This window comes from Bradyrhizobium sp. CSS354 (assembly GCF_029051725.1).
In the GTDB taxonomy this organism is placed as follows: Bacteria; Pseudomonadota; Alphaproteobacteria; order Rhizobiales; family Xanthobacteraceae; genus Bradyrhizobium.
The window spans coordinates 1-680 of the sequence record NZ_JAACFU010000082.1 but is presented as its reverse complement, the minus strand read 5'-3'; the positions used below and the strand labels follow the sequence as shown (position 1 = coordinate 680).

The 680-nt window shown below is 58.8% G+C and carries 1 pseudogene; it reads left to right on the top strand.

The features are described 5' to 3' along the window. Window positions 1–309: pseudogene (locus GWG67_RS38745) on the top strand (transposase); the annotation flags it as partial. Between the last annotated feature and the right edge of the window lie 371 nt (window positions 310–680).

Below are 680 nucleotides of genomic sequence, written 5' to 3'. Positions count from 1 at the left end.
GCGAGAATTCGCGGCTTGGCTGGGCCTGACGCCTAAGCAGAATTCCACCGGCGGGAAGGACCGGCTCGGCCGCATAACGAAGCAGGGCGATTCCTATCTCCGGCACTTGCTTGTCATCGGGGCGCGCAACGTCGTTCGGTATCCAAAGGCAGGTCCCGGGTTGGAGGTGGCTGGATCGAAGCTCTGCTTGAACGGCGTCGGCCCATGGTCGTCGCTATCGCCGTCGCCAACAAGTTGGCTCGGATCATCTGGGCGATGATGACGACCGGTGAGTTCTATCGGGCTAAGGCTGCTGGACGAACTGCTTAGCAGGCTGGCCACTTTAAGGTGTGAGGGCAAACGACAGCATGATGGAAACCGGCGGAGCTGGGGATCGAGAAAGCCCGAAGAGCTTTAAGTGCAATAAGCGCGACCCGTTGATGAGGCCTCGATCCGCGATCTCCATCAGGGCCAGCGGCCAAGTTATCGGTCGCAATGACAGGCCGTATACATGAACGCACCCGACCGATCTCCAAAATGCTGTCGAAATCTCTTGCACCCGCGGGGCCAATGGTATGGACCCCGCCCTTGCCGCGGTGGAATCTCAAGCGTCAACTGCAGCGAAGGAGGATGTTATGCAGGTCGTTCGGATAGGTCTAGATCTGGCGAAGTATGTCTTCGAAGTTCACGGCGTCGACAAC